Source organism: Pedococcus sp. P2_E4, assembly GCF_056403935.1.
Genome location: NZ_JBFUEO010000065.1, coordinates 1 through 11130, shown reverse-complemented (window position 1 = coordinate 11130; position 11130 = coordinate 1). Strand labels below are relative to the sequence as shown.

Below are 11130 nucleotides of genomic sequence, written 5' to 3'. Positions count from 1 at the left end.
GCCAGGCACCGCCGCCGTGGGGGGAGTCGCGTCGGTGCCCGCCGACCGCGCGTCAGCGCCGGGCGAAGGCGTCGGCGGCGAGCCGGCGCACCCCGGCATACGTGCCCTTGTCGGCGGCCACGACGATCCCGGGGTTGAGCCCACGCGGTGAGTAGAGGGTGCCGTCCGTGTGGCCCACGGCGCCGCCGGCCTCCTCGACCATGAGCGCGCCGGGAGCGTGGTCCCACGGGCTGTTGCGGGCGTACAGGATGTAGTCGATGGCTCCCTCGATGAGCCGCGGGTAGTCGACGCCGCAGCACACCCACGAGCCGACCAGGGCGGGCAGTCGGCCGAGGGAGTGGCCCCGCAACGGCCAGATGGAGGTCGCGCCGTGGGCCGCCACGCCGTCGGCGACGGGCTCACGCTGCTGCCGCACGCCGTTTCGCCAGGCGCCGGCGCCGCGCTCGGCCACCCAGGCGACCTCGTGCTCCGGCTGCCAGATCCAGGCCCGCACGGTCTCGCCACCCACGATCTCGCTCACCATGACGGCGTGGTCGGGGGAGCCGTGCACGAAGTTCTTGGTGCCGTCGACCGGGTCGACCGTGAAGGCGTGGTCAGCCGCCACGAACCGCTCGAGCGCGCTCGGGTCGGCCGACGTGAGCTCCTCGCCGAGGATGAACGCGCTGGGGAAGGCGGCCGACAGCTCGCGGGTGAGGATCTCCTCGGACTCCTGGTCCGCGACGGTCACGAGGTCGCCGGGGTTCTTCTCCATCACCTCGCCGTCGGCCAGTGCACGAAAGCGGGGGGTGATGACGTCCGCCGCCACGGTCTTCATCAGGTCCAGAACCTCTTGGGTGTCCACCCGTCCAACTTGGCACAGTCCGGGCCATCGGTCGAAACCGGGTCGTGGGTCGGGCCACCGCGGGGTGGGGGCCGTGACCCGTGCCTGACGGGTAGGCTCGCGACGAGATGAGTGACTACCCCACGCAGACGTTCCCGTCGCCGGACGCCCCCGCCACCGAGGTCATCGGCACGGCGCGCGAGCCGATCCCGGCCCCCGCGAGCGGTGACCCGCGACCCCACCCGGCCGACGCGGCATACCTCCCGGCGACCCAGGCGACCCCGCTGGCAGGCGAGGAGGGGCACGACCCCTCCAGGCCGTACGTCACGATCGTCCTGCCGTGCTTCAACGAGGGCGAGCACGTCCTCAAGGAGATCGACCGGATCACGGCCGCCATGAACGCCAGCGAGTTCACCTACGAGCTGCTCTGCATCGACGACGCGTCGACCGACAACACCCTCGCGGTGCTGCAGTCCGCAGCCACCCGCTACGCAGGCATCCGCGTGATGCCGTTCCGCCGCAACGGTGGCAGCGGCACGGCCCGTCGCATCGGGACCCAGCAGGCCTACGGCGAGATCGTCGTGTGGACCGACGCCGACATGACCTACGAGAACGAGCGCATCCCGGACCTCGTCCGCATCCTGCGCGACGACGACTCGTACGACCAGGTCGTCGGCGCCCGCACCACCGAGGAGGGCACGCACAAGTGGGCCCGTGTCCCGGCGAAGTGGCTGATCCGCAAGATCGCCGAGAAGCTCACCAACCAGACCATCCCCGACCTCAACTCGGGCCTGCGGGCCTTCCGCCGCGAGGTGTCCCTGCCGTACCTGCGGCTGCTGCCCCCCGGCTTCAGCTGCGTCACGACGATCACGTTGGCGTTCCTGTCCAACCAGCACGACATCAAGTACGTCCCCACGAGCTATGCCAAGCGTGCGGGCGTCAGCAAGTTCCACTTCGTCCGCGACGCCTACCGCTACATCCTCCAGGTGCTGCGCATGGTCATGTACTTCGACCCGCTCAAGGTGCTGATGCCGCCGGCGCTGTGGCTCATCGTCATCGGCGTGGTCAAGGGCGTGGTCGACATGGTGCGGCACCCTTTCTACTTCCCGGCGAGCACGGTGCTGCTCATCGTCAGCGGGATCATGATCGGCTCGCTCGCCCTCCTGTCGGACCTCGTCGTGCGTTCGCGCACGAGCGTGTGAGCGGAGTCCGTATGCCGTGTGCGTGGGGGCGGCGATGACCGACGCCGCCGCGGCGTCCGCCGCGCTCAAGGTCGCCGTCGTCGGCCCCACCCACCCCTACAAGGGTGGGGTGGCCGCGCACACGACGATGCTGGCCCACGAGCTGGCCGAGGCCGGTCACGACGTGACCCTCGTGTCGTGGTCCCACCTGTACCCCTCCAAGCTGTACCCCGGCGAGCAGGCGGTGCCCGGGGGAGCCGCCGACCTCCCGCCGTTCCCGCGGACGGTCCGTGCGCTGAGCTGGGCCCGCCCCGACACGTGGGTCCGTGCGGGTCGACGGCTGCGCGGCTTCGACGCCATCGTCGTGGTCCACGTGATCCCCGCGGTCGTCCCGGCCCACCTCGCGCTGCTGCGGGCAGCGGGCGCCGGTCGCCGCGCCGGCGTCGGCGAGGGGCGTCCGCGCAGTGTCGTCATCGCCCACAACGTGCTGCCCCACGAGACCCACGTCGGCGACCGCGAGCTCATGCAGCAGCTCTTCCAGCGCGTGGACTCCGTCCTGGTCCACAGCGACTCGCAGGCCAAGCTGGCCTACGAGCTGCGCGCCCCGCGGGTCTCGGTCACCGACCTGCCGCCGCACCTGCCGGGTGGCCCGCCACTCGAGCGCCCGGCCCACGACGGGCCGCCGCGCCTGCTGGCCCTCGGGATCGTCCGCGACTACAAGGGCCTCGACCTGCTGCTCGAGGCGCTCGCCGAGGTCCCCGGCCCGACCCTCACGGTCGCGGGGGAGATGTGGGGCAGCAGCGGAGAACGCGTCCGCGAGCTGGCCCGTGACCCGCGGCTGCGCGGGCGGGTCGAGGTGCACGGGGGCTACGTGCCGGCCGACCGCCTCGCTCCGCTGCTCGCCAGCCACGACGTCCTGGCGCTGCCCTACCGCAGCGCGACCGCGTCGCAGAACGCCCTCCTCGGGCAGCAGCACGGGCTCCCGGTGCTGGCGTCCGACGTGGGCACCTTCGGCTCCCAGGTCCGCGACGGCGTCGACGGGCTGCTCGTGCCGCCGGGCGACGTCGAGGCCCTCACCGAGGCGTTGCGTCGCCTGGCCGAGCCCGGGTATGCCGACCAGCTGCGGGCCGCGGTGCGCGCGCCGGACCTGTCGGGCCCGTGGGCGCGGTACGTGGGTGCGATCGAGGCGCTGGCGTCGGTCGAGCCCGCCGCCGAACGCGAGGCCGCCGCGGACGGCACCGACCCCGATGCCGCCACCGGCGCCACCGCCGTCGTCGGTCACCTGCGTCACCGGGCGGCCTCCGCCGTGCGCGGGATCGTCGCGGCCTCGCGTCCCGAGGTCGCCCTCGCGCGAGCGGACCTGCCTGAGTGGGTCCGGCCCAGTGACGTCCTCGCGGACGCCGACGAGGCAGACGAGGCCAAGGCGTTCGCCCGGAGCCTGGGGCTCCCGCGGGTCGGGGACCCGATCGCCGCCTGGGCCGCGCTCGGAGCCCTGGCCGCCATCGTGCGGGTGCGCGACGACGGCCGCCGCAGTGCGGTCATCGTCGACGAGTCGGGGGCCCGCTCACCGCTGAGCCGGTGGGCGCGGGCCATCGGCTTCGAACCCGTCGAGCTCGAGCTCACCGGGCGGCGCAGCTCCGTCGAGGTGCTCGACGTCGACACCGCCTCGCTCGATGTCATCGTGCGCCTGCATCCCGGGGGCTGCGACGCCGACGACATCGACGAGGCCATGAGCCAGGCGTCCTGGGCCCTCAAGTCCGGGGGCCTGCTCTGCGTCACGCTGCCCATCGGCGGCACCGGTGCGGAGGGCGCTCTCGGTCCCGCCGACGTCCGCGGCGTCCTGGCCCGCTCGCACGACCTCGGCTTCCTCCTGGTCGGCGACCTCGACGGCGACATCACGAGCCGCATGCGGCACGCCTCGGGGTCCTCCCACAGTCCCGACGCGGCATACGGGCTCGTGCGGCTCACCCTGAGGCGACGGTGACCCGCGGGCGCGCCTTCGCGGCGCTGCGCATCCTGCTGGCCGTGCTGGTGGTGGCGGGCGTGACCTACGCCGTGGCCCGCAACTGGGACGAGGTGTCCGCGGACCTGCGGCGCATCGACCCCGGGACGATCGCCCTGGCTGGGCTCGTGACCTGCATCGCGCCGATCCTCACGCTGCTCGCGTGGCGCCGGATCCTGGCCGACCTCGGGTCCCGGATCCACCTCGCCGAGGCCGGCGGCATCTTCTTCGTCGGGCAGCTCGGCAAGTACCTGCCGGGATCGGTGTGGGCCATCGTCGCGCAGGCCGAGATGGGGGCGCGTCTGCACATCCCGCGGCAGCGCTCGGCCGTCGTCGGGCTGCTGACCGTCGGTCTGGCCGCGATCTGCGGCTTCATCGTCGGGATGCCGGCGCTGCCGCTGCTGCTCTCGCGCAGTTCGACGGCGTCGACCGGCTGGGCCCTGCTGCTCGTCCTGCCCCTGCTGGTGCTGGTGCTGTGGCCGCGGCTGCTCAACCGGGCGATCGCACTCGGGCTGCGGGTCCTGCGCCGACCGCCGCTGGAGCACCGGCTGTCCGGCAGCACCGTGCTGTTCGCCGTGGTCTGCTTCTGCCTGTCGTGGGCCAGCACCGGGTTGTCCGTCTACATCCTGGCCCGCACGCTCGGCGACGCCGGCCAGGACGGGTCCCGGCTCGCACTCGCCAGTGTGGCCGGGTTCTCCCTCGCCGCCTCGCTGTCGATGTTCACCGTCATCCTGCCCGCAGGCGTCGGAGTCCGTGAGGGCCTGCTGGTGCTGCTGCTCGGGCCGGTCATCTCGGTGCCGGCCGCCACCGCGGTCGTCGTGGTGTCGCGGTTCCTCACGCTCCTCGCCGACGTGGTGTTCGCCCTCGGCGGGTGGGCCTGGGCCCGTTCGCACCACCTCATCACCTCCACGGTCGAACGCGAGCACGACCACATCGTCGTCGAGGAGGACCGGCACCGACGGGTTGCCGAGGACCGTCCCGGACAGGTTGCCGAGGACCGACCCGGACCGCAGGCCGGATAGATTGCCTCGCATGCCTTCGCCTGACCACACCGATCCGTCGCCCCAGGTTGCCGCCCCGCCCGGAGGCCGCTTGCTCGCCGTCGCCAAGCGCGGCGCCGAGCACGTGCTGTGGGGGCGGGTCGCCGTCCAGCGCCGGGTCGAGGCGCGACGGGGGAGTGCCGGCGCCCGGCCGGTCCCCACGACCGTGCCGCCGACGGGCGTGCTCCAGTCGCGGGCCATGGCCGACTCCGCCGTCGCCGAGGCGACCCGTCTGCGGCTCCCCCTCCACCGCGACCAGCCCAAGAACTGGGACGCCCTCGGGGCGGTCGGCGCCGTGCTGTCGCTGGCCGACGACGGTTCCCGCACGGCCCGCGTCATGGACGCCGGCAGTGCGCGCTACTCGCCGGTGCTTCCGTGGCTGAGGCTCTACGGCCTGGGCGACGCCCCGGCCTCGCTCCTGGGCATCAACCTGGAGTTCGGGTCGCAGGTCACGCGTGACGGCGTCGTGTTCCGCCACGGAGACGTGACGGCCACCGGGCTGCCCGACGGGTCGCTCGACGCCATCACCTGCATGTCGGTCATCGAGCACGGCGTGCCGGTCGAGGCGTTCCTGCGCGAGAGCGCCCGCGTCCTGCGTCCCGGTGGCGTCCTGTGCGTCTCGACGGACTACGACCAGGAGCCACCGGACACCCAGGGCCGCACGGCCTACGGCAGCGAGGTGCACATCTTCGGGCCCGAGGACATCCGCGCTCTCGTCGCGGCCGCCGACGCCGCGGGGCTGGAGCTGGTCGGCGACCTGTCCACGTCGGACGCCCTGGCCCATCCCGAGCGTCCCGTGCACTGGGACCGGGTCGGCCTCGACTACACGTTCATCCTGCTGACGTTCCGCCGGCGCTGACGCCGGTCGCGACCAGGGACGGTCAGGCGGCGCCAGGCTCCTGGGTGTCGGAGGCCGGGTACTTCTTGATGAAGTCGACGACGGCCTTGCCGGACAGGTCGCCGCACAGCTGGCGGTGACCGGCGTCCTTGGCCCAGTGCACCAGGGCGTACGGCTTGTCAGCCGGGAAGGTCCCGCGCGAGGCGTCCCACTCGACGACCTTGAACTTGCCGCTCGACTCGGTCTGCTTGTCGCCCTGGTCGGCGATGTCCTTGAGCAGGGTGGTGTCCTTCACCTTGGCGCCGTCGTACCAGAGGATGGTGTAGCCGTGCTCGAGGTTGTGCACCAGCGTCTCGAGGACGGGGCGGTCCTCGGCGGTGTAGAAGTCGCGGCCGCTGACGTCCGGCTGGGCGAAGTGCGCGCCGTGGCTCGGCGGGACGGTGTCGTAGTCGACCGAGGTCTGGTCGGGCTTGGCCGTTCCCGGGCCCACGTGCTCGCCGGTGCCGCCACCGGAGTCGGTCGTGACCGCGTCGCACTTGGCTGCGGCGAGTGAGACGCCGAGGCCGGGCAGCTGCTTGGACTTCGCGTCGCTGATGGCATACGCCACGACACCGCCGAGGGCGCCGAGCAGGACGATGCAGCCGATCACGATGCCCGCGACCACCTTGCGCTCCTTGGCCTTCTGCTGCTGCTGGATCTCGGCCAGTCGGGCCTTGCGGTCCTGGCTCGCGCGCTTGTTGCTCAACGTCGTCCTCGGGTCTGTCGGGGCGGGAGGGTTCTGGGAGTCTACGTGTCCCGCCTGCGGGCATTGTCACCAGAACGCGCCAGACTGTCCTGGTGTCCCCGACCCCCGAGCTGACTCGCGTCTGGCGGCCCCGTCGCCCGACCTCGGTGGGACTGGTGGTCCGTGCCTTCCGACGCGGGGGCGGTGACCCCACGTTCCAGTCCGACCGGGGCGACGGCTGGTGGCTGGGGCTCCCGACCCCGGCCGGTCCCGCCACGCTGCACCTCGCCCAGGCCACCGGGATCGGCGACGTGACCGCGACGGCGTGGGGACCGGGTGGGCAGTGGGCGCTCGACCAGGTGCCGGCCCTGCTGGGTGACGACGACGACGACTCCGACTTCGTGGCCCACCACCCGCAGGTGGCGAGGGCGTGGCAGCGGTATGCCGCGTGGCACGTCCCCCGGTCGGGTCTGGTCATGCACGCCCTGGTGCCGGGTGTGATCGAGCAGAAGGTCACGGGTCAGGAGGCCTTCGGTGGCTACCGAGCGCTCGTGCACCGGTTCGGCCAGCGCGCGCCGGGGCCCGGCGAGGGCCGGCGGCTGTGGGTCGCTCCGACCGCGCAGGAGTGGGCAGCGATCCCCTCGTGGGAGTGGCTGCGGGCATCGGTCGACGGCGCCCGCTCCGGAACGGTGGTGCGGGCGGCGGCAGTGGCCGGACGGCTGGAGGAGTGCGTGGGCCTCGGCCACGCCGAGGCCCGGGCGCGGCTGCGCGCCGTGCCCGGCATCGGGGTGTGGACGTCCTCCGAGGTGGCCCAGCGGGCGCTCGGCGACCCCGACGCGGTGAGCTTCGGCGACTACCACGTGGCCAAGAACCTCACCTGGTTGCTGCTCGGCGAGAGCCACGGCGACGACGTGCTCGCCGAGCTGCTCGAGCCCTACCGCGGGCACCGCTACCGCGTGCAGCACCTGCTCGGGCTCGACGGCGGCGCCCCGCCACGTCGGGGCCCCCGCATGGCGCCCCGCACGCACCTGCCGACCCGCCGCTGACGCCACCCGCTCCAGACCTGGCGGGCGTCAGCGCTCTGTGAGGGTGAGCCGCGCGGCCGGGTCTCCGCCCGGGCCCGTGACGATTTCGCCGTCGAGGCGGGCGAGGAGCCCCTCGCCCCAGAGGGCGACCTGGAGCCGCGCCGCCACGATGCCCACCCGGTATGCCGTGGCGGCCGTGACCTCGATCGTCCCCTCGACCACGGTGTCGGTCTCGGTGGGGAACGGCAGGTCGTCGCACGCCACGTCGACGGCACGCCGGACCCGCGTGGCGAGCAGCTCGGGTGCCACGGAACGGATGCCGACACGCTCCGCGCTGCTGCTGCCTGGCTCGACACCGAGCGAGGCCCGGACCGCCTCGGCGGAGCCGTAGCCGAACCAGTCCTCGGGCCCGGTCCGCACAAGCGTCGCCGCCCCGGCGCCGTCCTCGTCGGTGGCCCACGGAGTACCCCGCACGACCGCTGCCGGAACGGCCTCCGCCTTGCCCTTGACCAGGTCGGCGGCCGCGGCCAGCTCGTCGGCGACGGCTCGCGTGGTGACAGCGAGCGGCCGGCCGTCGGCGTCCACCCCGCCACGCAGGTCGTCGACCACCGCGAGTCCGGCTGCGCCCAGCGCGAAGTCGGTCTGCCCGACCCGCCACGGCCGTCCGGCGGTGTCGCTCAGCACCACCCCGACCCGGCGCAAGCCGGTCAGCGACTGCAGGCGCGCCCGCAGCGTGACGGCCTCGGCGTCAGGGTCGTGGGGCAGCAGGAGCAGGCCGTCGCGGACCCCCGTGTTGGACGCGTCGACACCCGCCGCCGCCATCACCGGTCCGGCCGACGACCTCACGATGCGGGTGACCCGCTCGCCGGACGTGCGCTCGGCCACCACCCGCTCGGTCTGGGAGGCGACGACCGCCTGGTGGTCGGCCGAGCCTGCCCACAGGCCGAGCGACTTCGAGACGACCTTGCTCGAGATGACGACGATGTCCCCCTCCTGCAGGGCGTCCCCCCGGGTGGACAGCGCAGCGTGGACCAGTGCCGCGACGTCGTCCCCCGCGACCACCTCAGGGAGGCCGGTGACCGGCGCGACGACCAGCCCACCGGAAGGCAGCCCACCAGCCCGCCCGCCAGGCAGCCCACCCACCGTCATGTCAGCGCCGCAGCTCGAGCGCGAGGTCGAGGGCGGCGCCGGCGATGTCGGCTGCGGCCTCCTGGTCGCTCATCAGGATGGGGCGGGCCCGCACCGTCGCGCGCGGGAGCCGCAGCGCAGCGGCGTCCGACTCCGCGACGAGCCAGCCGTCGAGGAAGTCCTCGTAGAGCCCCGCCACGGCACCGGCGGTGGACTCCACGCCGATCGCGGCGAGGCACGCGTCGGCGTGGCCGCGCACCGGCATACCGCCGATGAGGGGGGAGACGCCGACCACGGGGGCGGTGGTGCCGCGCAGCGAGTCACGGACTCCGGGCACCCCGAGGATGATGCCGATCGAGACGACCGGGTTGCTCGGGGGCAGCAGCACGACGTCCGCCTGCCGGATCGCGTCGAGGACCCCGGGAGCCGGGGTGGCGCGGTCCATGCCCACGGCGAGGAACCGCTGGGCCGCGACGGACGCCTGCAGCCGCACCCACCACTCCTGGAAGTGGATCGCGCGCTGGCCGTCGTCGTCCTCGATCACGACGTGGGTCTCCACCGGGGAGTCGGTCATCGGGAGCAGGGTGATCCGGCGGTCGGGCAGCCCCCACCGTTGCGCGAGGCGGGCCGTGACCTCGGACAGGGACAGGCCCTGGCCGAGCCACTGCGACCGCACGACGTGGGTGCCGAGGTCGAGGTCGCCGAGGGCGAACCACTGCGGGACGGCGCCGTACGCGGCCAGCTCACCCTGCACGCGGTGGCTCTCGTCGGCCCGGCCCCAGCCCTGGCCCTCGTGGATGCCGCCGCCGAGGGTGTAGAGCAGCGTGTCGAGGTCGGGACACACCCGCAGGCCGAACAGGTTGATGTCGTCACCGGTGTTGCCGATGACCGTCAGGTCGGTGTCGGCGAGGTCGGGGGAGCGGTCGAGGTGGGCCCGCAGGCCGCGCAGGAACCGGGCTCCGCCGACACCCCCGGCGAGGGCGGTGATGCGCATGGTGGCAGTCTGTCAGGAGCTCGCCGGCCGCCCCTGACCAGGTCGTGGACAGGCGTCACGGATCGTCCCGAGAAGGCTCACTGACCACAGGGGATCCGAAAACGGCACGAACCGGGCACTATCGCGGTTCATCCGATCGGGCAAATATCAGACTTCCGCTTGACGAACCACGTATGACACGCGTGTAATTCCATTGTTGTGACGCACCGTCACACGAGCGGCGAACCGGGTCGAGGAGGAAGCCGTGCACGAATTGCAGCTGGTCACCCTGGAGGGTGGCGCCGAGGAGGAGCTCTCCTGGCAGGAGAGGTCCCTGTGTGCCCAGACGGACCCTGAGGCGTTCTTCCCCGAGAAGGGCGGGTCGACCCGCGAGGCCAAGAAGGTCTGCGTCGGGTGCGAGGTCCGGGCCGAGTGCCTCGAGTACGCCCTCGCCAACGACGAGCGCTTCGGTATCTGGGGTGGCCTGTCCGAGCGCGAGCGTCGCAAGCTCAAGAAGCGCGCGGTCTAGTCGCCGGCCACGGCGACTCCCCGTGACGACCGCATGACGCTTGCCCCGCCCCATGGTGTGACCGATACCCCCGCAGACGGCTCCGCGCCGACTGCGTCGACAGTGACCGCTGTCCTCGTCCTGCGGGGCCCGACCTCGGCGCTGGCCCAGACCCTCGACTCCCTGGCCCGCCAGACCCGCAGCCCCGAGCGGCTCGTGGTGGTCGACCCCGGTCTCGACGGCCTCGCCGTCGAGACCGTTCGTGTTCACGAGGGCGTGCGCAGCGCCATCCCCTCCGTCCAGTTCGTCACCGTCCCCGGCGCCTCCTCCCTCATGTATGCCGTGCGCGCGGCGCTCGCCGAGATGGCCGGTCCCGTTGTGGCACAGGGGGTTTCGGCGCAGGGGGATTCGGCACGCGAGGACTCGGCAGGCGAGGGTTCGGCCGAGCACGTGTGGGTCCTGACCTGCGACACGGCAGCGGCACCGACGACCCTCGCGCGGCTGCTCGACGCGATCCGCCGGTCGCCGTCCGTGGGCGCGGCCGGTCCCAAGCAGCTCGACTGGCACCGTCCGGGCATCCTGCGGTCGGTCGGCGTGCAGATGACCCGCAGCGGTCGTGTCATCCCGGCGCCCGCCGCGGGGGAGCCGGACCAGGGGCAGTACGACCGTCGCAGCGACGTCCTCGCCGTCCCCACCGCGGGCATGCTGGCCGAGCGAGCCCTGCTCGACGACCTGGGCTGGCACGACCGCGCCCTCGGCGAGTTCGGCTCCGAGGTCGACTTCGGCTGGCGGGCCCAGGCCGCCGGCCGCCGCGTCGTGGTCGTGCCGCGGGCCACGATCCGCACCGGTGCCACGCCGTCGGGCGACGAGTCGGTCGCGACGGCCCGGCCC

General features: G+C 73.4%; 11 protein-coding genes. 7 read left to right on the top strand and 4 right to left on the bottom strand.

What is annotated here, in order from left to right; all coding sequences use genetic code 11:
* Window positions 1–52: 52 nt before the first annotated feature.
* Window positions 53–814, bottom strand: coding sequence for an inositol monophosphatase family protein (locus AC1DV7_RS17635; protein ID WP_477598637.1), 762 nt, complete (start codon window positions 812–814; stop codon window positions 53–55).
* 134 nt (window positions 815–948) lie between these two features.
* Between AC1DV7_RS17635 and AC1DV7_RS17630 the strand changes: the two genes are divergently transcribed.
* From AC1DV7_RS17630 to AC1DV7_RS17615, 4 genes are read left to right on the top strand one after another with little or no spacing between them, the layout of a single operon-like run.
* Window positions 949–2022: a glycosyltransferase family 2 protein gene (locus tag AC1DV7_RS17630; protein WP_477598636.1), complete on the top strand. Its 1074-nt coding sequence runs from the start codon at window positions 949–951 to the stop codon at window positions 2020–2022.
* 34 nt (window positions 2023–2056) lie between these two features.
* Entirely contained in the window at window positions 2057–3985 is a 1929-nt protein-coding gene (locus AC1DV7_RS17625) for a glycosyltransferase family 4 protein (RefSeq protein WP_477598635.1), read from the top strand.
* Entirely contained in the window at window positions 3982–5025 is a 1044-nt protein-coding gene (locus AC1DV7_RS17620) for a lysylphosphatidylglycerol synthase domain-containing protein (RefSeq protein WP_477598634.1), read from the top strand. The genes AC1DV7_RS17625 and AC1DV7_RS17620 overlap by 4 nt, the downstream gene beginning before the upstream one ends.
* Before the next feature lie 10 nt (window positions 5026–5035).
* Window positions 5036–5902 carry a class I SAM-dependent methyltransferase gene (locus tag AC1DV7_RS17615; protein ID WP_477598633.1) on the top strand — a complete coding sequence of 289 codons (867 nt, stop codon included), beginning with the start codon at window positions 5036–5038 and terminating at the stop codon, window positions 5900–5902.
* 22 nt (window positions 5903–5924) lie between these two features.
* Here AC1DV7_RS17615 and AC1DV7_RS17610 read toward each other — a convergent pair whose 3' ends face one another.
* Entirely contained in the window at window positions 5925–6626 is a 702-nt protein-coding gene (locus AC1DV7_RS17610) for a DUF3105 domain-containing protein (protein WP_477598632.1), read from the bottom strand.
* Between the two features lie 92 nt (window positions 6627–6718).
* On the opposite strand from AC1DV7_RS17610, the gene AC1DV7_RS17605 reads away from it, so the two are divergent.
* Window positions 6719–7651, top strand: a complete 933-nt coding sequence (locus AC1DV7_RS17605; RefSeq protein ID WP_477598631.1) for a DNA-3-methyladenine glycosylase family protein — start codon at window positions 6719–6721, stop codon at window positions 7649–7651.
* 27 nt (window positions 7652–7678) lie between these two features.
* Here the strand turns inward: AC1DV7_RS17605 and cofE are convergent, their stop codons facing one another.
* Together cofE and cofD are read right to left on the bottom strand one after the other, a co-directional pair.
* A complete protein-coding gene (cofE, locus tag AC1DV7_RS17600; RefSeq protein ID WP_477598630.1) occupies window positions 7679–8779 on the bottom strand; it encodes a coenzyme F420-0:L-glutamate ligase in 1101 nt (366 codons plus the stop codon).
* Window position 8780: 1 nt separating this feature from the next.
* Window positions 8781–9752, bottom strand: coding sequence for a 2-phospho-L-lactate transferase (gene cofD / locus AC1DV7_RS17595; protein WP_477598629.1), 972 nt, complete (start codon window positions 9750–9752; stop codon window positions 8781–8783).
* A 244-nt stretch (window positions 9753–9996) separates the two neighbouring features.
* Between cofD and AC1DV7_RS17590 the strand changes: the two genes are divergently transcribed.
* Together AC1DV7_RS17590 and AC1DV7_RS17585 are read left to right on the top strand one after the other, a co-directional pair.
* Window positions 9997–10260, top strand: a complete 264-nt coding sequence (locus tag AC1DV7_RS17590) for a WhiB family transcriptional regulator (RefSeq protein ID WP_477598628.1) — start codon at window positions 9997–9999, stop codon at window positions 10258–10260.
* 102 nt (window positions 10261–10362) lie between these two features.
* Window positions 10363–11130: glycosyltransferase (locus tag AC1DV7_RS17585; protein ID WP_477598627.1), on the top strand; the 768-nt coding region annotated here is incomplete at its 3' end.